The sequence below is a fragment of the Streptococcus parasanguinis genome, from assembly GCF_040908565.1.
Taxonomy (GTDB): domain Bacteria; phylum Bacillota; class Bacilli; order Lactobacillales; family Streptococcaceae; genus Streptococcus; species Streptococcus parasanguinis_AC.
The window spans coordinates 97,647-120,174 of sequence record NZ_JBDGEA010000003.1 but is presented as its reverse complement, the minus strand read 5'-3'; the positions used below and the strand labels follow the sequence as shown (position 1 = coordinate 120,174).

Annotated in this window: 18 protein-coding genes; 2 read left to right on the top strand and 16 right to left on the bottom strand. The window is 41.8% G+C overall.

Going from position 1 to position 22,528, the window contains the following annotated elements:
- Nucleotides 1-38: 38 nt before the first annotated feature.
- The 7 genes from AB5Y61_RS02595 to AB5Y61_RS02565 form a co-directional block, all read right to left on the bottom strand.
- Nucleotides 39-734 carry a gamma-glutamyl-gamma-aminobutyrate hydrolase family protein gene (locus AB5Y61_RS02595; RefSeq protein WP_368403035.1) on the bottom strand — a complete coding sequence of 232 codons (696 nt, stop codon included), beginning with the start codon at nucleotides 732-734 and terminating at the stop codon, nucleotides 39-41.
- A 178-nt stretch (nucleotides 735-912) separates the two neighbouring features.
- Nucleotides 913-2,433 carry an ABC transporter permease/substrate-binding protein gene (locus AB5Y61_RS02590; protein ID WP_368403034.1) on the bottom strand — a complete coding sequence of 507 codons (1,521 nt, stop codon included), beginning with the start codon at nucleotides 2,431-2,433 and terminating at the stop codon, nucleotides 913-915.
- The gene (locus AB5Y61_RS02585; RefSeq protein ID WP_368403033.1) at nucleotides 2,426-3,154 is read right to left on the bottom strand and encodes an ABC transporter ATP-binding protein; all 729 of its coding nucleotides are present in this window, start codon (nucleotides 3,152-3,154) and stop codon (nucleotides 2,426-2,428) included. The genes AB5Y61_RS02590 and AB5Y61_RS02585 overlap by 8 nt, the downstream gene beginning before the upstream one ends.
- A complete protein-coding gene (locus AB5Y61_RS02580; RefSeq protein WP_368403031.1) occupies nucleotides 3,147-4,112 on the bottom strand; it encodes a zinc-binding dehydrogenase in 966 nt (321 codons plus the stop codon). Before AB5Y61_RS02580 ends, AB5Y61_RS02585 begins: the two co-directional genes overlap by 8 nt.
- A gap of 17 nt (nucleotides 4,113-4,129) precedes the next feature.
- Nucleotides 4,130-4,579 (bottom strand): MarR family winged helix-turn-helix transcriptional regulator, encoded by a 450-nt coding sequence (locus AB5Y61_RS02575; protein ID WP_368403030.1) that lies wholly within the window; start codon nucleotides 4,577-4,579, stop codon nucleotides 4,130-4,132.
- A 363-nt stretch (nucleotides 4,580-4,942) separates the two neighbouring features.
- Nucleotides 4,943-7,444 carry a leucine--tRNA ligase gene (leuS, locus tag AB5Y61_RS02570; RefSeq protein ID WP_368403029.1) on the bottom strand — a complete coding sequence of 834 codons (2,502 nt, stop codon included), beginning with the start codon at nucleotides 7,442-7,444 and terminating at the stop codon, nucleotides 4,943-4,945.
- Nucleotides 7,445-7,713: 269 nt separating this feature from the next.
- Nucleotides 7,714-9,693 (bottom strand): peptide ABC transporter substrate-binding protein, encoded by a 1,980-nt coding sequence (locus tag AB5Y61_RS02565; protein WP_368403028.1) that lies wholly within the window; start codon nucleotides 9,691-9,693, stop codon nucleotides 7,714-7,716.
- 144 nt (nucleotides 9,694-9,837) lie between these two features.
- On the opposite strand from AB5Y61_RS02565, the gene AB5Y61_RS02560 reads away from it, so the two are divergent.
- The gene (locus tag AB5Y61_RS02560) at nucleotides 9,838-11,160 is read left to right on the top strand and encodes a DUF1958 domain-containing protein (protein ID WP_368403027.1); all 1,323 of its coding nucleotides are present in this window, start codon (nucleotides 9,838-9,840) and stop codon (nucleotides 11,158-11,160) included.
- A gap of 65 nt (nucleotides 11,161-11,225) precedes the next feature.
- Here the strand turns inward: AB5Y61_RS02560 and AB5Y61_RS02555 are convergent, their stop codons facing one another.
- The 8 genes from AB5Y61_RS02555 to AB5Y61_RS02520 form a co-directional block, all read right to left on the bottom strand.
- Nucleotides 11,226-12,317 carry a glycerol dehydrogenase gene (locus AB5Y61_RS02555; protein WP_368403026.1) on the bottom strand — a complete coding sequence of 364 codons (1,092 nt, stop codon included), beginning with the start codon at nucleotides 12,315-12,317 and terminating at the stop codon, nucleotides 11,226-11,228.
- A gap of 14 nt (nucleotides 12,318-12,331) precedes the next feature.
- Nucleotides 12,332-13,000 carry a fructose-6-phosphate aldolase gene (locus AB5Y61_RS02550; protein ID WP_342983640.1) on the bottom strand — a complete coding sequence of 223 codons (669 nt, stop codon included), beginning with the start codon at nucleotides 12,998-13,000 and terminating at the stop codon, nucleotides 12,332-12,334.
- 15 nt (nucleotides 13,001-13,015) lie between these two features.
- Nucleotides 13,016-15,454, bottom strand: a complete 2,439-nt coding sequence (locus tag AB5Y61_RS02545; protein WP_368403024.1) for a glycyl radical protein — start codon at nucleotides 15,452-15,454, stop codon at nucleotides 13,016-13,018.
- Between the two features lie 141 nt (nucleotides 15,455-15,595).
- Nucleotides 15,596-16,897 carry a PTS sugar transporter subunit IIC gene (locus AB5Y61_RS02540; protein WP_048691625.1) on the bottom strand — a complete coding sequence of 434 codons (1,302 nt, stop codon included), beginning with the start codon at nucleotides 16,895-16,897 and terminating at the stop codon, nucleotides 15,596-15,598.
- An 11-nt stretch (nucleotides 16,898-16,908) separates the two neighbouring features.
- Complete coding sequence (locus AB5Y61_RS02535; RefSeq protein WP_368403023.1) at nucleotides 16,909-17,220, bottom strand: PTS sugar transporter subunit IIB; 312 nt, start codon at nucleotides 17,218-17,220, stop codon at nucleotides 16,909-16,911.
- Between the two features lie 10 nt (nucleotides 17,221-17,230).
- Complete coding sequence (locus AB5Y61_RS02530) at nucleotides 17,231-17,554, bottom strand: PTS lactose/cellobiose transporter subunit IIA (RefSeq protein ID WP_368403021.1); 324 nt, start codon at nucleotides 17,552-17,554, stop codon at nucleotides 17,231-17,233.
- Between the two features lie 166 nt (nucleotides 17,555-17,720).
- A complete protein-coding gene (locus tag AB5Y61_RS02525) occupies nucleotides 17,721-18,692 on the bottom strand; it encodes a sugar-binding transcriptional regulator (protein ID WP_048717591.1) in 972 nt (323 codons plus the stop codon).
- A 14-nt stretch (nucleotides 18,693-18,706) separates the two neighbouring features.
- A complete protein-coding gene (locus tag AB5Y61_RS02520; protein ID WP_368403018.1) occupies nucleotides 18,707-19,450 on the bottom strand; it encodes a DeoR/GlpR family DNA-binding transcription regulator in 744 nt (247 codons plus the stop codon).
- 129 nt (nucleotides 19,451-19,579) lie between these two features.
- Here AB5Y61_RS02520 and AB5Y61_RS02515 point away from each other — a divergent pair, with 129 nt between their 5' ends.
- Nucleotides 19,580-20,356 (top strand): glycyl-radical enzyme activating protein, encoded by a 777-nt coding sequence (locus AB5Y61_RS02515; RefSeq protein ID WP_135783210.1) that lies wholly within the window; start codon nucleotides 19,580-19,582, stop codon nucleotides 20,354-20,356.
- Between the two features lie 262 nt (nucleotides 20,357-20,618).
- On the opposite strand, the gene AB5Y61_RS02510 is transcribed toward AB5Y61_RS02515, so the two are convergent.
- A complete protein-coding gene (locus AB5Y61_RS02510; RefSeq protein ID WP_368403017.1) occupies nucleotides 20,619-22,514 on the bottom strand; it encodes a M13 family metallopeptidase in 1,896 nt (631 codons plus the stop codon).
- Nucleotides 22,515-22,528: the final 14 nt, after the last annotated feature.

The window sequence follows — 22,528 nt, the reverse complement described above, 5'->3', positions numbered from 1 at the left end:
TAAAGAGGCTAGGACTTTTGTCCCAGCCTCGGTCTTCATTATAAGTCTTTTACGACATATTCAAAAAGCTTGTGGTCTGCTGGACTCTTGTCAAAACGCAGTTCTGGGTGCCACTGAACACCGAGAAAACGACTCTCATCTGTGGATTGAACCGCCTCTATGACGTCATCTTTGGGATCCCGCGCGATCACTTCTAGGCCATCTGCCAAGTCTTTAATACTTTGATGATGGAAAGAATTGATGCGACTGGTCTTACCATAGATCTCTTGTAAAACCGTCTGATCCTTGGTCACCAACTCTTGGCTGGTGTACTGACCTGGATTGTCCTGCCAATGGTGTTCAATGTCTTGATGCAGGGTTCCCCCTAGTGCGACATTGTAGAGCTGGGTCCCCCGGCAGACGGTAAAGATAGCTTTTTTAGCCGAACGCGCTTCTTCAATCAAGGCCAACTCAAAGAGATCGCGTTTCAAGAGGTAATCATCACTGTCAATAGTGATTTCTTCTCCGTAAAACTTGGGCAAAACATTTTGTCCACCGGTGATGATGAGCTTATCAATCATCGATATATAGTCTTTAGCCAAGGCTGCATCTCCAATTGGCAAGATCAAGGGAATCCCTCCTGCCTCTTTGACCGCTTCGACAAAACCAGTCGCCGCATAGCTCATGTTCGCGTCTGGATCATCTGGGAAGGGTTTTTCATTTCCTGTAATTCCAATCACTGGTCTTTTTTTCATACTTATTTCCATATTCTTTCATTCATTTTCAAGGCTTATTGTAACACAATTTCAAGCCATACTCAATGGAGAGTTTTGGAAGAAAAAGTCCCTCCCTCTAAAGCAAAAACTTGTTGAAAGAGTTTAAAACTGCTCTCTATCAAAAAATTCTCAAGCGCAAAGACTTGAGAATTATTTGTTAATTTTTAATAACCCCTTCTTTTACCAAAAAGTCACGTGCCACTTGAGCAGCAGACTTACCTTCTACTCCGACTTGGTAGTTCATCTGGCTCATTTGCTCTGCTGTGATTTTACCAGCTAACTGATTGAGAATTCCTTCCAATTCAGGATGTTTCTTAAGAAGAGCTTCTTTCATGAGGGGAGCCCCTTGATAAGGTGGGAAGAGTTGCTTATCATCTTCAAGGACCACCAGGTCATAACGAGCCAGCTCGGCATCCGTTGAGTAAGCATCTGTGATCTGGATATCACCGGACTGGATCGCCTGGTAGCGAAGGGCTGGCTCCATGGTGGAGACTTGTAAATGAAGTCCGTAAACCTTCTGCAAGCCCTTGTTCCCATCCTCTCGGTCATTAAACTCCAAGGTAAATCCTGCCTTGAGTTGTCCTTCCAACTTTTTCAAATCTGAAATGGTCTTGAGGCCATACTCTTGGGCAATTTTCTTAGGCACTGCGACAGCATAGGTATTCTGATAAGCCATGGGTTTGAGCAAGGCTAGATCGTCTTGTTTCTTGATCCCATCTCGAGCTGCTTGATAGACTGCTTCTGGATCATGGTCGACTTGCGGCGCCGGCTTGAGGAGACTTTCGGTCACGGTCCCTGTAAACTCTGGATAGATAGCGATATCCCCTTTTTTCAGAGCTTCATAGAGGAAGGTGGTCTTGCCAAAATTTGGTTTAACAGTCACTGTCATGTCCGTGTTTTCTTCGATCAAAATTTTATACATATTGGCTAGAATTTCCGGTTCAGGACCTAGCTTCCCAGCGATGACCAGGTTTTCTTTTTTCGGTTTGGGAAGAAAACTTGGCGTATAGCTAGCTCCCAATCCGATAACCATTACCGCAAAAGCCGCAAAGATGGTCCGCAATTTGGCCTTTTCCATCCATTTGAGAAGAAGGTTAAAGGCGATGGCTAAGAAGGCAGAAGACAGGGCACCGATCAAAATCAGACTGGCATTATTGCGGTCAATCCCTAGAAGGATAAAGGAACCGAGTCCCCCTGCTCCAATCAAGGCAGCTAGGGTAGCCGTCCCGATAATCATCACAGTTGCTGTCCGAATCCCAGACATGATGACGGGCATGGCCAAGGGAATCTCAAACTTCTTCAAGCGCTCCCACTTGGTCATCCCAAAGGCAACCCCCGCTTCTTCAAGGCTTGGATCAATTCCCTGTAAACCGGTGATGGTATTTTGAAGGATGGGGAAAATGGCATAGATGACGAGAGCTGTCAAGGCCGGAAGTGTTCCAATTCCCATGACGGGAATGAAGAGCCCCAAAAGGGCCATGGAAGGAATGGTCTGGAAGATCCCAGCCACCTGTAGGACCCAGTTGCTCGCTCTCTTTCGTGTACTTAAATAAATAGCTAATGGAACAGCTAGAAAAATAGCAAGGATCAGGGTCAGTAATGACAGTTGCAAATGTTGCCCCAGTGCAGTAAGCCAGTCTCCAAAGCGTTCTTGAAAGGTTGTAACTAGTTTAGACATGGTGAGCACCTCCAAACAAATCTGCCACAAAGTCGTTGGCCGGTTGGGCTAGAATGGTCTCAGAATCCGCCACCTGCACAATCTCTCCTTCTTGTAGCACCGCAATCCGATCGCCTAATTTCAAGGCTTCGTCTGTGTCGTGTGTAACAAAGATAGTGGTCATGCCGAACTCCTTGTGCAAGTCTTTGGTAAGGGCCTGCAACTGCTTGCGAGAAATAGCATCCAAGGCTGAAAAGGGCTCGTCCATCAATAGAATCTTTGGCTCTGCAATGATGGCCCGCACAATGCCAATCCGCTGTTGCTCCCCACCTGATAATTCACTTGGTAAACGATGAGCATAATCTGCCGCAGGGAGACCAACCTTGTCTAAGAGTTCTTCTGTTTTAGAGGCGATTTGTTCCTTGCTCCAGCCCTTCATTTCAGGAATGAGAGCAATATTTTCCGCAACTGTTAAATTTGGAAAAAGGGCAATGGCTTGAAGCACATAGCCGGTAGACAGACGTAACTCTCGTTCATCATAGTCCTTGATGCGTTTTCCATCCATATAGATATTGCCATCTGTCGGCTCCAAAAGACGATTGATCATCTTGAGCATGGTGGTTTTTCCAGATCCTGAAGGTCCCACAAGGACCATAAATTCTCCATCTTCAATCCGGAGATTGACATCTTTTAAAATGTCTGTATCCGTGTAGCGCAAGGCTACATGTTTATATTCAATCATATTCTTCCTCAATTTTCACAATTACTTTCCCGAAGGACTGGCTACTTTCAAGATAGGTGTGCGCTTCTTGTATCTCTTCTAGTCTATAAACCTTCTCAGGCAGGACATCCACTTGATACAATTCCACAAAATCAATCAACTCTTGGAGCTTTTCATTTGAAACATTCCCCGAATAAAAGGTCGTTAAATAAACATTCTTCGCCAATTCAACAATTGGATCAAAATCAGCCAAGGTCCACTGGCCACCTAATTGACCACAAGAGCAGATAATTCCTCCTTCACTTAAGTGATGGATACTATCTTTGATATAGCGAGGTCCCACTAGATCTAGAATTTTTGTGAAAGACTCCTCACTTTGCAAAAGACCCTCTTGATCTAACATTACCTGATCAAAACCAACTGCCTTCAATTGGTCTTCCTTGGCTAAATTTCGGCTAGTTCCTACCAAGTGAATCTCAGGAAATTTTCCTTTAAGCAGTTTAGCAAAAGCAATTCCTACACCACTGGTTGCTCCTCGAACTAACACGCAATCTTTCTCCTTAATCTTGAGATTAAGAAAAGAGCCAAAAGCTGTGTAATAGGTCTCAGGAAGGGCAATCAAGCTTTCCAAATCAAGTTCTGTCTTGATTGGATAAATTTGCTCATTTGGGAGAAGGGTATACTCTGCATAACCTCCATCAAAAGCTCGCCCCATCTCCCCCATAATGGAAATGATTTGCTGTCCAATCTTCAAATCCGGTCGTGTCGTTTGTTCCACAAGACCGACACTCTCAATTCCTAACACACGAGGAAATTGAACTGACGGCGATAGACCCTGACGGGTAAAAATTTCACTGTGATTGATACCAAATCCTTGAATTTTCACCAAGGTCCAACCTGCTTTCAGGACTGGTTTTGGTCGTTCGACAACTTCTAATACCTCTGGTCCACCTGGAGTGCTCACAACAACTGCTTTCATAAGATACTCCTCTGTCTCTACATGTCATTCTCTTTAGCTTTTAGATTTGAGATAATGCGCTCCTGATAGGCCTCAAATTCTCGGATTTCTTGATCCGAAAATCCTTGATAGAAAATCTCCCCCAATTCTTTACTGACACGGTCTCCAATTTCTTTTTGTGCCCAACCGAGTTCTGTCAAAGAGATATATTTTTTCCTTTTATCCTGCGTACAAGGTTGAATCGTGACCAAACCTTGTTCTTCCAATTTCTTAACCATACTGGTCAAGGTGTTATTAGCTAGACCCGTCGCAAGAGCGATATCGGTCGCAGTAGCGCACTCCAACTCTTGCTTCCACAAAATCGTTAAAATTTTTCCCTGTTCACTTCGGTATTGGGCATCTGGTTCCTTGCTCAAGAGTTTTTGAAAAAGTCGTCCGTTCAACAAGCGTATCTGTAAAGCTTGGTAGCCCCCTTGCATCTTGTCCATTTTGTCTCCTTTTTATTTCTATATCGAAATATCACAGTCATTGTATCACTGTTCGTTACATCTGTCAACTATTTCGATATCGAAATAACATTTTCCTTGGAAGAAGAGTAACATTTAAACACCTTGTAAAACAACACTGAGTTTTACATCTCTTCACTATCATGCAGAATGAAATTTGTTAAAAAGCCTCGGTAGGGTTTTTCCTATCGAAGCTTTTTTGATTCTTAATCAACCAAACGAAAAAATCCTCCAGAGCTTAGCTCTGAAGGACTTTTAATTTTATTTCACAACAATATTTACAAGTTTGGTTGGCTCAAATAGTTTGGGAAACTGTTTGAGGTTGGAAATCAGCAAATAAATTGGTTATTTTACAACAATATTAACCAATTTATTTGGTACCGCAATCACTTTCACGATTTCTTTACCGTCAATCTCTGCCTTGACTTTTTCGTCAGCCAGAGCGACTTCTTGCAATTCTTCGCGTGATAGGTCTTTTGCGACCATGAGTTTGGCACGGACTTTTCCTTTGATTTGGACGACGATTTCAATTTCATCTTCAACCAATTTGCTTTCGTCCCATGTTGGCCAAGCCACATAAGAGATAGACTCGCCTGTTGCTGCCACTGTTTGCCAGAGTTCTTCTGCCAAGTGAGGGGCAAATGGAGCAATCAATTGGATGAAGCCTTTGGCGTAATCCACATAGAGTTTGTCTTCCTTGTTTGCCGCATTGACAAAGACCATGAGTTGAGCAATGGCTGTGTTGAATTTCATGGACTCGATTTGCTCTGTGACAGCCTTAACAGTTTCGTTGTAAACCTTGTCTAGAGCGCCATTGTTTTCCGCAACGATTTCTTTACTTGTGATCAAACGGTACACACGGTCGAGGAATTTACGACTTCCTTCCAGACCTTCTTCAGACCAAGCGATCGAAGCATCAAGTGGTCCCATGAACATTTCATAAACACGAAGGGTATCGGCACCATATTGTTCCACCACATCGTCTGGGTTGACCACGTTCTTGAGGGATTTAGACATCTTAGCTGGTGCTTGCTCCAATTCTTCCCCTGTTTCCACATGGAAGAAGGAACCATCACGTTTTTCAACCTTGTCAGTTGCTACAAGAGCACCACGGTGGTCACGGTAGCTGGTTCCCAAGATCATTCCTTGGTTAAAGAGTTTTTGGAATGGTTCTTTAGTAGGTACAACACCGATATCATAGAGGAATTTATGCCAGAAACGAGCGTAAAGTAAGTGAAGAACAGCGTGTTCTGCACCACCCACATAAATATCGACTGGCAACCATTGTTTGAGGAGATCCTCGTCAGCTAATTTTTCTGTGTTGTGTGGATCGATATAGCGGAGGTAGTACCAGCTTGAACCAGCCCATTGTGGCATGGTATTGGTCTCACGACGACCTTTGACGCCATCTTCACGAGTCACTTCCAGCCAGTCTGTCAAGTTAGCTAGTGGGCTTTCCCCAGTACCTGAAGGACGGATGTCCTTGGTGACTGGCAAGACAAGTGGCAAATCACTTTCTGGAACAGCTGTTGAAGTCCCATCTTCCCAATGGATGATTGGGATTGGCTCACCCCAGTAACGTTGACGGCTAAAGAGCCAGTCGCGGAGACGGTAGGTAACCTTTTCTTGACCACAGCCTTTTTCTTCCAACCAAGCCACAATTTTAGCAATGGCGTCTTCTTTATTCAATCCATCTAGGAAGTCAGAATTAACATGAAGGCCATCTTCTGTGTATGCAGCTTCTTCAACGTTTCCACCTTCCAAGACTTCTACAATTGGAAGTCCAAATTGTTTAGCAAATTCCCAGTCACGCTCATCGTGGGCAGGTACGGCCATAACAGCACCTGTACCGTAGCTAGCAAGAACGTAATCGGCAATCCAGATTGGGATTTCTTTACCATTGACAGGGTTGATGGCATAAGCACCAGTCCAAACCCCTGTTTTTTCCTTGGCAAGGTCTGTACGAGCCAAGTCTGATTTGAGGCTGGCTTGGTGTTTGTAGTCCGCTACAGCCTTAGCTTGTTCAGGTGTTGTAATGGCATCTACCAAGTCATGTTCAGGAGCCAAAACAGTGAAAGTCGCCCCAAAAAGAGTATCTGGACGTGTCGTAAATACTGTAAATTCCTTATCAGTTCCTTTTACTTTGAAAGTAACATTGGCACCAGTTGATTTTCCAATCCAGTTGCGTTGCATGTCCTTGATAGACTCTGGCCAATCAAGTTCATCCAAGTCATTGAGCAAACGCTCAGCATAGGCAGTGATTTTAAGCATCCATTGGCGCATTGGTTTACGGACAACTGGATAGCCACCACGCTCAGAAGTTCCATCTGGAAGGACTTCTTCATTGGCGATAGCTGTTCCCAATTCTTCAACCCAGTTTACTGGCACTTCAGCTTCATAGGCCAAACCTTTTTCGTAAAGCTTAGTGAAAATCCATTGCGTCCACTTGTAGTAGTTCGGATCTGTCGTATTGACTTCACGGTCCCAGTCATAAGAGAATCCAAGCGAATTGATTTGACGTTTGAAGTTAGCAATGTTTTCCGCTGTGAATTCTGCTGGGTCATTCCCTGTATCCATCGCATATTGCTCTGCAGGCAAACCAAAGGCATCCCAGCCCATTGGGTGAAGGACGTTGTAGCCTTGCGCACGTTTGAAACGGCTAAGGATATCTGTTGCTGTGTAGCCTTCTGGGTGTCCTACGTGTAGACCCGCTCCAGATGGGTAAGGGAACATGTCCAATGCATAAAACTTCGGTTTTGATGCGTCAGTTCCTGTCTTAAAAGTATGATGGTCAGCCCAGTATTTTTGCCACTTAGGCTCGATTTCTTTATGATCGTAAAAACTCATAGCGTCTCTCCAATTTTCGTGATGCTCCTATTATACCATTTTTAGGCGATTTTTAAAGGTTCAGACAAAGAAAAAGAGACTGGGCAAAAACTGTCCAGCCTTCGATGCTTGATAGAAATAACAGTATGACGCAGTGGTTGATTGGCATCTTTGGAGCTTTTTAAGCTCCAAAGATGACCTAATCAACTGTGCGGGGGTGGGAAAACGAACTCTTTTCATCCAGTCCGAGTTCTTTCCCACTCCCCCATCCTGTTTTCTCTAAGAAAAGTCTATTTCACATGCTTTTCAAGTTCTTCTTGCGCTTTTTTATTGGATTTTTCTTTTTCTTTCTTCCATTGTTCACGCGCTTTGTCGTAGTCTTTCGCCGCTACGACCTTGTCTTGAACTTCTAAATACTTATAGTTAAAGGTTTGACCCTTGTGGCCGGTCCAAGCAAAGGCTGCAGAGTATGGTACAGTCTTACGGACGACTGGAGAAGCTCCATCCGAATGAATCGGAATCAAGAGGGCACTATCGGTCAACCAAGCTTGAGCCGCAGCATATTTTTCATAACGCTTGTTGACATCTGTGTTTTCTTTTTGAGCGTCTTCAATTAATTGATTGTACTCATCAAAGCCAGCTGCTTTTGCGGCCGCATTATCCGTACCAGCATCGAATCCAAAGTAAGCATTGGCATTTTCACCAGATTTACCACTAGTGATGTCGATGTAAGAAGATGGGTCTGTATAGTCTGGTCCCCAACCCAAGTTATTGTTTAGATCCCAGTCTTGTTGGGAAGCATTTTCAGCAAAGTAAGTCACTCGTTGAAGATCATCCTCAGAAACCATATTCAGATCGATGACAATATTTTCTGCTCCCAATGTAGATTCAATCGACTGTTTGAAGGATTGGGCTTGTTTGATTCCTTCCGTATAAGTCGAAGAAGTTGGAAGGTCTAAATGAATTGGGAATTCAACTCCTTGAGACTGCAATTCTGCCTTAGCTTTGGCAAACTCTTCTTTGGCCTTGCTTGGATTGTAGAGGGTGTCTTTTCCATCTGCGACAGAGACCCCTTTCCATTCATCCCCATAAGCTTCTAAGTCTTTTTCTACTGCATCACCAAATTGTTTGCCATCGATTTGGACAAAGTTTGGTGGCGTAAAGGTATTACGGATCACCTTATTGGCACCCGCTTCCCCGTTAGTTTGCGCTACATAAGCCTTGCGGTTGAAGGCAAACATAATAGCTTGACGGAAGTCCTTGTTCAAGATTGCTTTCTTGGTAGAGGCCTTTTGAGCATCCGTGGTCTTCTTTGTGATTTCATAGGCCTGACGGTCAATGTTGAAGGAAAGGTTATAGGTTGAGGAACCTTGGTCAGTATAGACGATGTCGTCCTTATGCTTCTTCTCTACACTCTTATAGTTGGAACCATTTGGGAAAACACGGGCAACTGTATAGTCACCGTTATCAAATCCACGGATCAGAGACTCGGAGTCTTGACCATCATAATAGGTCAGTTTGACTTTACTGATCTTGACATTTTCCGCATCCCAGTAGGTTGGATTTTTTTCTAATATCGCAGAAGATTTCGAAGTAATGGATTTGATCAAATAAGGTCCGCAGTAGAGGATACTAGACGGAGAGGTTCCTTGACCGTAATCATCTCCCTTGGATTTCAAGAATTCTTCGTTGACCGGCATCAGGATCCCCATCGTGGTCTTAGAATTCCAGAAGCTTTCAGGCTGGCTCAAGGTATATTGAACGGTATAATCATCAATGGCTTTGATACCAACCGTTGAGAAGTCTTTGGTTTTTCCTGAGACATAATCATCCAAGCCTTTGACAGATTTTTGGACGAGATAGAGGGCCGAAGATTTCTTATCCGCTGCGTGCTTGAGACCTGTCACAAAGTCTTGGGCCTTAACCTCTCCTCCATATTCTTCCCCTTCAGAAGTCATCCATTTGACCCCTTTGCGGAGTTTATAAGTATAGGTCAAGCCGTCTTTGGAAACAGTCCAGTCTTTAGCAAGCGAAGGGATTAAGTTCCCATACTTGTCTACTTCCAATAATCCATCTACCGCATTTCCTGTAAACTCGGAAGTCGATTTTTTATTGGAAATCGAATAGTCGAGCGTATCCGGATCCTGGGTATAAACATAGCTAAACGTCTGTCCACCGGAACTTCCAGATTTTCCACCTGAGCAAGCTACTAGGACACCAGCTGATAAAAGCAGAGCGCTGGTAGCTAAGAGTACCTTTCCTTTGTTCATATAATTCACCTCATTGTAAAAATGTTATATTCAATTTAAATTATAGCACTTTCCAGGAAAATGTAAACGCTTTTACTGCGAAATTGTTCTCTTTTTTCTTTTTCTAGAATTTTTTCCGTTTTAATCCCTAATCTGTATGATATAATGGAATTTATGAATAACGGGAGACATTTACACAAACGACTAAAACACAGCCTCTTGTCCCTCCTTGTAGGAGTCTTGACATTAGGCCCTATCTCTACTGCTTTTGCGGACGATATCTATCAGCAAGAAGATGTCATGAAAATCGCAGCCGATGCTGGACTGGTATTGGATGATTTTTACAAGCCTAAGGCCGACATCGTCATCGATGCCAATACTGGAGCTATCCTATACGGAGACAATATTGATACGGTCCGGGACTCAGGCAGCATGGCCAAGCTCATGAGTGCCTATGTGGTCTTTCGGGCTCTCAAAGAAGGTAAGATCAAGTACGATACCGTGGTCACAGCAACAGAGGCTGATCAAGCTATTTCGGAAAACAATTTGTTAAGTAACTCACCTATTGTAGCTGGTGTGGACTATAAGGTATCTGAATTGATCAAGATGCTCTTTGTTCCATCTTCTAGCGCAGCTGTGATTATGCTCGCAAACGCTGTTACGGACAATGATCCCGATAAGTTTTTGGACTTAATGAATCAGTACGCACAAGAAATGGGGATGAGCCATACCAAATGGCACAATCCAAATGGGGCAATGATTTCGGTGCTTCAAGGCTACTACAACCCTCAGCGCTACGATGTCAATGCCAATAACGAAATTACAGCGCGAGACATGTCTATTCTGGCTTATCACATCGTAAACGACCTGCCAGAAATGTTGGAATACACCAAGCAAGCTCACACCACCATCATGGAAGGAACCCCTTACGAGCAAAGCTACGATAATTACAACACTTCCCTCGAAGGTGGAAAGTTCGCCCTCAAGGGGACAGATGGACTCAAGACCGGATCTAGCCCGACTGCTGACTACAACTACACCGCGACAACCAAGCGAGGTAAACAACGGATTATCGAAGTCATTTTGGGGGTTGGAAACTACGATGTCGAGATCGCCGAAAGCTACCGCAATCAAATCGGAAATACCTTAGCAGAGAAAATGTTTGCGGATTACCAATACAAAAAAGTTCTCTCTGCAGGGGAACACACCATCGACGGGAAGACCATTCAACTGAAGCAAGACTTTTATGCAACCGTTAAAAAAGGTACGAATCCAGCAATTAAACTGGAAAACAACCGCCTGGTCGTCCAAAACGGCTTGCAACAGGTATCTCCAAGTATTAAGGCGGGAATGGCCGTGAGCGATTCTAAAGCAACAAACTCTAGCAGTAAACAGAAGGGACTAGATGTTATGTGGCTCTTCTGCTTCTTGCCAGCCGGAATCTTATACCTGATCTTTAAACAAACCGATCCAAAAAGAAGAAAATAAAACAAGAACTCCCATTACCATAAGGTATGGGAGTTCTTGTTTTAGAAAGGAGTTCCGTTCTATAGTTAGCCTAAGGACTTGACATAAGCATCTACTGCTACAATGGCTTGAGCAATATCAGATGCTTGTACCTTGAATGGCATTTGGTGAATGGTTTCTCCTTCGATGGTAGCTTGTTGGCCAACCTTGATAAGATCTTCGTAGCTTGCATTTTCAAGATGCATTTCTTTCAGAGTCGTTGGCATGTCAATTTGTTGATAGAAACGAATGTATTTGTTCAATTCTTCTTTTGGTCGGTTTTCCAAGAACAATTGAACCAAGGTTCCATAGGCTACTTTTTCACCGTGAGTCAAATGGTGAATGTCTCCGGTGAGGGCCGTAAAGCCATTATGGATGGCGTGAGCCGCTGCTAACCCTCCACTTTCAAATCCAATCCCACTAAGAAGGGTATTGGCTTCAATGATGTTTTCAAGAGCAGGAGTTACGACTTTGGCTTCACAAGCAGCCATGGCTTGAAGACCGTCTGCAAATAAGGTTTCTTCACAACGTTGTGCAATCGCAACACCCGCTAAGGTTTGTCGTTGACCCAACATGTTTTTTCCATTGGCTTGCATTACCGCACGCGCTTCGACCCAAGTCGCTAATCCATCTGCAATACCAGAAGCGAGTAAACGTTTTGGTGCTTGAGAAATAACCTTACTATCCACTAATACCAATTCAGGGTTTTTAGAATAGAAGATATAGCGGGCAAAGGCCCCCTCATCCGTGTAGATAACTGACAAGGCTGAAACCGGAGCATCTGTAGAGGCAATAGTCGGAGCAATGACAACTGGTGATTTTAAAAGATCAGCAATGGCTTTTGCACTGTCGATGGTCTTTCCTCCACCAAGTCCGATAACTAAATCACAGCCATTTTCTTTAGCTAGGCCGACCACACGATTGATTTCATTATCAGAAGCTTCACCATTGAAGAATACTGGCAAGACTGTAAAGCCATACCGAAGGAGATACTTTTCAAAACGTTCCCCTACGATATCATAGACTACTGAATCACAGAGTAAAACGGCATGACTCCCCAGTTCTAAAATAGGTTTTGCATTTTCAAATAAAGCATTTTCACCTTGAATGTAACGGGATGGGCTTGCAAAATTTCTCATACACTCCTCCTTTATCAAATTGTATTCTTATGATGAACGGCTGACCAATCTGCCTCGAAGTCATCCACTGCTTTTGCAATAGAAGGCATTCCAAAAGCTGCTTCAAAGACATCTGCCCCTGCCGTAATTGCTTGTGTTCCTTCTTTAAATGCTCGATTAACTTGAGCCACATTTTTAAAGGAAGCTGCTAGAATTTTGCTTGATGAATGATTACGCTCTATGGCACTCGCTAACTGAGAAATAACCTGAGCTGAATCAATGTTTAAGTTTTCCATACGATTGTAATAAGGTGCTAAATAGTCGGCTCCTGCTTCAATAGCTAACAGTCCTTGAAAAACAGTATAGATTGCTGTTGCAGTAATTTTGTAACCCTCTGCTTTTAACACTTTAATTGCAGCAAGTCCTTCAGGTGTTACCGGGACTTTAATATAGGTGTTTTCATCGCATTGTTCGCGAATTTTAGCCGCATCTTTCAAAATTCCTTCATAATCTTTTGCGACAACTTGAACATGGATGGAAGGAGAGCCCCCAATGATTTCTCGCACCTTATGGATACGATCAAAAAAATCAATGTCCCCTTCTTTTTTAGCAATTGTTGGGTTCGAAGTTACCCCAGCAAGGGGTAACACTCGTGCCCATTTTTTTATCTCATCTAAATTTAAAGTATCAAGCATAAATTCCATATACATACCTCTTTACTATAGAGTATGCTCTGTCCGTCCAATAATATCATCTTGTGTAGCTCTTGATAGTACATTGAAGAAAGCTGAGTAGCCTGCAACACGTACAATTAAGTCACGGTGTTTTTCCGGATGTTTTTGAGCATCTAACAACGTTTCTCTAGAAACCACATTGTATTGAATATGGTATCCATGTAGACGATTAAAGAACGTACGGAGTAAAGCAATAAGTTTTAATTTATCTTCTTCTTTGGCTAAAGTTTGTGGGTTTACTTTTTGGTTCAGTAAAACACCACCAACAATTTCATCTGTTGGCAATTTAGAAACAGATTTTAGAACAGATGTTGGGCCATGTTGGTCCATATTGTGGGATGGAGAGCATCCTTCTGCTAGTGGAGTTCCGGCATTACGACCGTCCGGAGTAGCTAATGTTCCACGACCTTGTCCTACATTGGCTGAAATAGAAGATGTACCTGAGTAACGGATACCACCGATTGGCCCACGTCCATAGCGAGTATTTGGATATTTAGCAATTTCATCCACATAAATATCGTATGCTTCTCGAACTAAGCTGTCCGCATAGTCATCATCGTTTCCATATTTCGGTGCGTCATGGATAAGCATCTCTTGGATTTCTTTTCCACGTTCGTCCTCGTAATCGGTTTCTAGAGCATGCCATAGCTCTTGTGGCGTTAAGCGTCCTTCTTCGAATACCAGTTTCTTGATTGCTGCAAGTGAATCGGATAAGTTTGCAATACCCACTTGTAGACCAGAAATATAATCGTAGACAGCTCCACCTTCTTTTAGGTGTTTTCCACGTCCAATACAGTCATCTGTCAAAGCTGAACAGAGGATGTCTGGCACTTCTCTTTCAAGAGATAGGTCGATCGAGTTTTCTACGATCACACTCATGCGGGTTAAGTGGCGCAAAGTCTTGTCCCAAGCAGTCTGCAATTCATCGAAGCTCTTCATGTCTTTAAAATGACCGAAGCTTGGTGCAAAGCGCTTGCCAGAAGCAGGATCGATTCCATCATTCATCGTGATGAGCAAAACTTTAGGGAAGTTCATATAACTCATACCTGTACAGCGATATCCCCATTTACCTGGAACAGCTGTTTCTACACAACCAATTGCACTGTAATCATAAGCATCTTCTTCAAGAACACCTTTTGAAATAAAGGATGGAATTATGATCTCATCATTATTGAAAGCAGGCATACCGAATCCGAGCTTCATAACTTCAATACATTCGTTCATGAAGCGGGCATCCAAACCAGCATGGTAACGAACAGTTAAGTTTGGTTGAGGAAGGTGAGTTTGAGCAACAGACTTCAACACTAAATAAGACAATGGGTTGACAGCATCTTTCTTATCACGCGTTTGACCACCAATCGTAACGTTTTGATAAAGCGGACTACCTGCAGATGAGAAGGTATGTGCTTGACTACGTACTTTGTTAATTGTAATAGTCTTAATCCAAAGGTTGGTCAAGCGTTCAACAATACTCTCTTCAGTTTCCCGTCCACTTTCCAAATCAGCTTTAACGTATGGATACATATATTGGTCAAAACGGCCATATGAAAGTGAGTGTCCATTTGATTCAATCTGAAGAATACATTGGATAAACCAAACAGACTGAACAGCCTCTGCAAATGTACTTGCAGGCTCGTATGGAACTTTTGAGCAAATCTCAGCAATTTCAAGCAATTCCTTCTTGCGTTCAGGAGTTGCTGTTTCAGCAAGTTGTTTAGCAAGTTCCACAAATCGTTGAGCATAGGTCTTAACAGCATCAACTACGATAAAGATAGAATCGTAAAAATGGTACTTATCAATGCTAGCTGGATCCGTTAGATCTAGGGCTGCTTTAGCTTGGCGAGCTCTTTCTTCAAAACCTTTCAAGCCATATTGCAATAATTTTTGATAATTGACTGCTAAGTGGGCATCTCCTGAATTCATCTTCCCTTCCATACCGAAGAATCCTGTTTCCATATAGACAGATACTTCTTCAGGTAGAAGAGCTCCAGCTCTTGCACGTAAGTTATTATTTTCCCAGAACGGTGCGATACTACGGAGCTGTTCTTTCGTTTCTTCCGTAATATAGAAGACATCACCATCCCGCTTTTCAAAAAGATCCAATTCCTTCAAAACGAACTCTAAAGTATATTCTGGGAAAATCGGAGCATCTTTATTAGAGGATGCTTGGTTTCCAGCAATCATGGATTCATCCTCAATATAGATTGTCATATTTTCAAGAATCTCTTTCAACATATAGGCACGTTTAAGAACATTTGGTTGTTCCTTATAACGATCATATGCCTTAGTTGCAAGAACAGCACGTTCAGCATCGATGTAAGGCTTCTTGTTTAAGACATCTTCACGATACTTATTCATGCGTTCAGTGAGGCTTCCAAAATATTCTGTTTTAATGCTTGTACTTGCTACTTCTACTTGTTTCATTTTTTCAAAACCTTTCTTTTGAAATTATTTTGTTTTCTTTCGTAACTATAGTAGCATTAAATTTTACGAATTTCAATGAATTATGGATAATACCTATAAATTCTATTCCAGTCGCACATCTGTGCATTCCTAATAAACGCACTATTTTTCAGCTTGTAATTCGTTGTTATAAGCAAGATTATCTTGGAATTTGAAGAATGGGAAATATACGACAGTCGAGGTTGCAAGAACTAACACTTGAACAAAAGCACCTTGCCAACCTCCAACCATAAAGCCAGAAATAATGGCTGGTGTACTCCAAGGAAGGGTCACACCTGAGAATGGATGCATGAACCCAATAGCAATTGAAGTATAAACAATTATCGCTGCTAAAATTGGAACGATAATAAATGGAAGGAACATCACTGGGTTCATTACAATTGGGAAGCCAAATACGACGGGTTCATTAACATTGAAGATTGCAGGAAAAGCTGCAACTTTCCCAAGTGCCTTATATTGTTTTGACTTAGCAGCAAATAACATAGCAATAACCAAGCCAAAGGTTATACCTGATCCAGACAAAATAAGGAAACTATCTAGGAATTGTTGGGTTACAATGTGGGCACCATTTTCAACGGATAGCTTCCCAGCTGCTAACATTGATTTATTGGCATCTAGGTTAGAAAGTAGCAAGGCTGTTACTACCCCATTGACAACTGATTGTCCGTGTACACCAAACCACCACAAGAATGAAATAAAGAAGGCAATTCCAATCGCTCCGTAAAGGGATCCTGTTAGACCTTGTAGAGGAACCTGAATGACATCATAAATCATTTCAATGAAGGTACCGCCACTTGTCACTACTTTTGATACGATATAGACAATCATTGATAGTAAGAAAATCACGAAAGCAGGAATCATCGCTTCAAATTGTTTGGCAATGGCTTGAGGTACTTGTTCTGGCATTTTAATAACAATATGTCTTTGGATAAACACAGTATAAATCGCACCAACTACCAGACCAATAATAATAGCACCGATAATCCCTTGACCACCAAACCATACTTTTGCAATGGCATCACCAATCGGTTCTCCCTTAGCTGGTACATAAGAAGATTTTAACAAGATAAAGAATGAAGATAGGGACAAAACTCCTGCTGGCAAGGGTTCTACTCCACTGTTTTTAGCATATGAATAACCAATGGAGAAGCAAGAAATTAATCCCATGATGGCGAATGTTCCTGAATAAACCTGCATAAATGGCTCTGTCCATGTATCGCCAAATACACTAGCAATAGCCTGGTTAAGACCTTCAAATGGTAATTGCCCAATAATCAGAAACAAACTACCAACTACCGTTAATGGAAGGATCGCTAACATCCCATCTTTAAGAGCAATAATTCCTTTCATGTTTACAAAACGCATGATTGGAGCGATAATTTTCTGAGAATTAAAATTAGACATGGGAAGCCTCCTTATTTTTCTCCTAGCAATTCTAGAGCTAGATTTAGTACTTTCTTACCATCCAACATCCCATAATCTGCCATAGGGATGACAGCAATAGGAATATTATTTGCCTCACAAATCGCTTTTGATTTATCCAAAGTATAAGCTACTTGAGGGCCCAACAATGCAACATCGATTTCTGGGGCAAAATCTGCTAATTTCGCTTGAGAATAGGCATCGATTTCAGCATCAATCCCTAATTCTTTAGCCGCCACCTTCATATTATTTACCAACATTCCTGTTGAAAATCCTGCTGCACAAAACAATCCAATTTTCATCATCTTTTCCTCCTTATTGTTTCGCTGAAAGTTCTTTACGTAAGTCAATCATTTCTTTAATCAAGTTAATCTCTGTGATGGAAGTCATTAAGTGATCTTGTGAGTGCACAAACAGAGCTGTAATATCTGTCTTTGTCCCACCTGCTTCCTGGGCTAAAAATTGTGTTTGCAGGTTATGCGCTTCTAGCAATGCTGCATCTGCTTTTGCAATTTCGTCTTCAGAAGATGTAAAATCGCCCTCCTTAGCATATGATAAAGCTTGGTAAATATGCTGTTTAGCATCACCCGCATTTAAAATCAATCCCATAATAATTTGGTCTGCAACAATTATTTCCATGTGCATTACACTCCTTTGTCAATCTGCTGAAAGCGCTTTTTCTATTGTCAATATACCATTTATATTTTTGCCGGTCAATAAAAATCGCAACATTTGATTGTTGTTTTTAATTTTTGCACATTTGTGCTTTTTGGCTCAAAAAAATAAGGACCGCATACCTGCTGTCCTATTTTTTAGTAAATTGCTGATCACCATCTAATTCTAAGACTTTCAAGATCGTTGCTTCATCTGTGACTAAATGATTGATATAGTTGGCTTTCAAAACCGATAAAATTGCTTTTGCTTTCTGATCACCGTAAGCCAAAGAGATGGTGTTTGGTACCTTTCTCAATTCCTCCAATGTGATAGATATTGTTCTTTCCTGTAATTCAGGATAAACGGGGATACCTTCTTGATCAAAAAAACGACAGCATACTTCTCCTACAGCATGTTCTGACTCCAATTTCTTAAAATCATTCGATGTCAGCATATCAAACCACTGAGGATTCTTGCTATCTGCATAGCCACCAATCCCCACAGCCGCAACATCCAAGCAACGCCAACTAGCTTTCAAGTCCTCAAAATACTTAGAAGATAAGATGCCTTCCGTCACCTCAGAATTTTCTTGAATGACACTAGCATTTATAAAATGACATTCCCCATGAAATTTACTCGCCATACTGTAGATTAGCGTATTGACATGGTATCGAGCATGGATATGACTAGGGCCTCCAGCTAAGGGATAAAATTGAACACCATCCAAACGCTTAGTTCCAACTTGTTCCACCATTAATCTGAGAGACTTGCCCCATGAAAAACCAACTGTCATTCCATCTTCAATCAAATTTCGAAGCATGACAGCACTTGCTTGCGCTAGCCGCTTTTCAAGGCTTTCTCGTGGCTCATCAACTAGATTTGGTATAATCTCGATAGCTTTCAAGCCATATTTTTGTTTGATATAATTTTCTAAATGGAAGAGGCGAGTATCAAAATTTTCAATTTCAATTTTTACAACTCCCTCTTTTTTAGCCTCCGCTAACATTCTGCTGACAGTTGTACGGTAGATTCCAGTTTCTGCTGCGATTTGCGATTGACTTTTGTCTTCAACATAGTATAGATAGGCTAATTTAGCAAGTAACTTTTTCCGTTCATCTTTCAATTGACTTCTCCTTCTTATACTAGGTTTAAAATCGTTTGCGAATCCTCAAGTTTTTCTTTCGTTTCTTGAGATATATTCTTATCCGTTATGACTCTCGAAACTTGTGAAAGTGCAAATCGTCTGACAGTCCCACATTTCTCAAATTTACTTGAATCCGTCAAGACAATCACTTCTTTAGAAACATCGGACATAGCTTGAACAACTTCACTTCTCATCATATCTTTCCCAGTAAAACCAAGCTCGTCATCATATCCGTCTACCCCTACAAAAGCAAAGGGAACTCTAAACGAGCGGATTAATTCTTTCAAAAGCGGACCTACAGTTACTCTCGATTCTTTTTGAAATTCACCACCAAGTAGGATGATTTTACAAGAATCATATTCCTGAATATAATCTGCAATAAAGTAAGAATTTGTCACAATCTTAACATTCTTTTTTGTTTGGCAAATTTCTTCCGCTAGCAAGGCACATGTAGAGCCCGATTCAATCAAAACCGTGTCGTTATCCTTAATTAATTTAGCAGCTTCCCTGGCTATTCTTTTCTTGGTATCATATTGAAAGGACAATCGAACATTGATATCATCTCCACTATTTAAAACAGCATAGCCGTGTTCTCTATGCAATAATCCTTTGGATTCTAGCTTGTCCAAATCCTTTCGAATGGTCACTTTAGAGACTTGTAATTTCTCAGACAAGCTATTAACATCAATCTTTTCAAACTCCGATACTAATTTCAATATTTCATCTAAACGTTGCATTGTTTTTACCTCTTCTCTATTTTAGCAAATTTTCGAGTGAATTCAAAACAAAATAAACTTTCGTTCGTAATTGAATTAGTTTCTTAAATAATGTATAATAGACTTACTAGATTGATAGGAGAGCAAAATATGGAACAAAATCGTGGCATTATCTTTAACATCCAACACTTTAGTATCCATGATGGCCCTGGCATCCGAACTACTGTATTTCTAAAAGGATGTCCTCTGCGTTGTCCATGGTGCTCCAATCCTGAATCCCAGCGTGCAAATCCTGAAAAAATGTTAGATGCTGTTACTAAAAAGGAAACTATCACGGGAGAAGAAAAAACAGTCACAGAAATCATAGATGATGTCTTAAAAGACGTTGACTTCTATGAAGAATCTGGTGGTGGCCTTACCCTGTCTGGTGGAGAAATCTTTGCTCAATTTGAATTTGCCAAATCTATCTTAAAAGCTGCGAAAGAAGTTGGACTTCATACTGCAATCGAAACGACAGCTTTTGTTGAACATGAAAAATTTGTCGATCTCATTCAGTATGTCGATTTTATTTATACAGACCTTAAACATTACAATACACTTAAACATAAGAGGGTTGTCGGAGTCAACAATCATCTGATTATTAAAAATATTCATTATGCCTTTGCTCAAAACAAAACAATCGTTTTACGTATTCCAGTCATTCCTAATTTCAATGACTCTTTAAACGATGCTGAAGAATTTGCTTCTCTTTTTAATTCTCTCAACATCGATGAAGTACAGCTTCTCCCATTTCACCAGTTTGGAGAAAACAAATACAAGCTTTTAGGGCGTCGCTATGAAATGGAAGGAATAAAGGCTCTGCATCCAGAAGATTTATATGACTACCAGCAAGTTTTTTTAGATCATGACATTCACTGTTATTTCTAATACACTCAAAAATCCCCAAAGCTAGTTTCAGTCAGCTGAAACTTGGCTTCGGGGATTTTTAGTTTTTTTCACGAGCGATCAAGAAAATCAATCAATTGCTTAACTGAAGTCGAGACTACTTCCTTTGATCAACAAAACTAGTATCGCGAAATTGAACTCGCCCTAAAAGCGTCGAGAAAAAGAGAGATTGCCTGGTGGGCATGGCCCACATGGTCAATCTCCTATTTTCTTCTCGCTTTTTTTACGGGCTTAGTATCTTGATTTACCAAATGATCACACGATCTTCTGGTGCGCGCCACATGCCGTCGCCTTCTTTGACATCAAAGGTTTCAAAGAATTCGTCAAAGTTTGGTAATTGGACATTGGTGCGGAGTTTTCCTGGTGCGTGGACATCGACACTTGCGAGGAGTTGCATGTACTCTGTCCGAGCTTTCATGCGCCAGATGCGAGCAAAGTTGGTGAAGAATTCTTCTGCTGAGAAATCTTCCTCTTTCTTAGCGGCTTCAAGGGCTGCAGCGATACCACCGAGGTCTGCTACGTTTTCAGAAACGGTCAATTTCCCGTTGATCTTGGCACCGTAAGAGTCTTGTCCTTCAAACTGATCGATGACTTTTTGAGTCCGAGCGGTAAAGGCTTCGTAATCTTCTGGTTTCCACCAGTCTTTCAAGCTACCATGCTCGTCAAAGGATGCTCCATTGGTGTCAAAGGCGTGGGAGATTTCATGGGCAATGACTGCACCGATTCCGCCGTAGTTGGCTGATGATGATTGGTGAAGGTCATAGAAAGGTGCTTGTAAAATCGCTGCTGGGAAGACGATTTGGTTTTGTTGCGGATCATAGTAAGCATTGACCATATTAGCTGGCATGTGCCATTCGCTTCGATCAACCGGTTGGTTCCACTTGCTCCAAGTATGGGCAATGGAAATTTCGTAAAGGGCTTGAGCATTTTCCACCAAGGTCTTGCTCTCGTCGATGATCTTCTTGGCGTATGTTTCTGGTAATTTTTCAGGGTAGCCGATATGCGGTGTGATGACATTGAGCTTGACAATAGCTTTTTCGCGAGTTTCAGGAGCGAGCCAGCCTGCTTTTTCCAGACGATCCTTGTAGACCTCAATCATGGTCGCTACTTTATGCTCTACGTCTGCTTTTGCTTCTGGTGAGAATTTTTCACCTGCATACCAGAGTCCAAGCGCTTGGCTATATGGTACTTCTGCTAATGACAAGGCCGCCTTTTCTTTTGGACGAGCTTCTGGAATACCCGAAATGGTCCGTCCATATTCACCAGCCAAGACACGAATTTCTTCGGTTAAGAATAAAGTCCAATCTACGGCTGCACTGAGTTTCAATCTTGCATGAATAGTTTCCCAGTTGGCTGCTGAATAGAATGTTGGTGCGAATTCCTTCCAGAAACGCTCTTCTGGAACGATGATTTTATCTGGTGTTTGTCCGATCACTTCTGTAAAGAAAGTATCGAGTGGCAATTCTGGAACCAAGGCCTTGAAATCTGCCCACTTATAAGGATGGTAGAGTTTATTGTACTCGGATCTTTCTTCATTTGACAAGATATATTTGGCCAATTCTGCATCCGACGCAATGACCTTATCCAGGATATCTTTGATTTCTGCCTCTGAGAATTCAAATTTAGGTAAAAGTTTTTCCATCATTTGGCGCCAGATAGCCAGTAATTCTGGGCCTTTTTCGTTACCTTCTTCATAGTAGGTCGTATCTGGCAAGATATGAGCCGGCGCTTCTCCCCACAAGACATTCATTTGGGCATTCATATAGTCTGGTGACACGCTAAATGGCATGAGATTTGGTTTGCCAGCTAGTTCATAGGCTCCCAGCTTGCTGGTATAGTCTTCAAAAGAAGTCAGAGCCTTGATTTCATTGATCAAGGGCATCGCTGGAGCCACACCAGCTGCTTCTCGCGCATCAAAATCTGCCACCATTTTATGGTATTTGACAAAGTTTTGCAGAATACTGTCTTCTGGCAATTCTTCTCCTCTTTGCCATTTTCCGGTAATATCCAACATCAAGTTTTCGATATCTTGGATCAAGTCCATAAAGCCACCGGTTGACGGTTTGTCATCAGGAATCACAGCTGTCTCAGCCCATTTCCCATTGACGTAATCATAAAAATCATCTTGTAAACGTACCATGATCTTCTCGCTTT